Below are 234 nucleotides of genomic sequence, written 5' to 3'. Positions count from 1 at the left end.
ACACTAGTGAAGTCATGACAGCTTATGAACTTGACAAAAAATACAACCTCTTAGAAACAGAGGATGGATTAGCCAATCAATACACCATGCATGATTTATTCGTTGAATTTGAAATGTATAGTGATGAAACAGTTGACGCGAGTGTCGTTATTTCATCATCTGGTAGTTATTACTACTTTGTTAAAGACAAGAACAACGAACTTAAAGAAATCCACAATACTGACTATTTTCTAG

The 234-nt window shown here is 33.8% G+C and carries 1 protein-coding gene; it reads left to right on the top strand.

From position 1 onward, the window contains the following. Positions 1 to 14: 14 nt before the first annotated feature. On the top strand, positions 15 to 234 hold a 220-nt coding region (locus AAEZ05_RS30275; protein WP_350650368.1), incomplete at its 3' end, for a hypothetical protein.

The organism is Pseudomonas sp. HY13-MNA-CIBAN-0226 (assembly GCF_040310305.1).
Taxonomy (GTDB): domain Bacteria; phylum Pseudomonadota; class Gammaproteobacteria; order Pseudomonadales; family Pseudomonadaceae; genus Aquipseudomonas; species Aquipseudomonas gregormendelii.
Note: the sequence above shows the minus strand (reverse complement) of the source record. Positions and strands in the feature narration are given on the sequence as shown.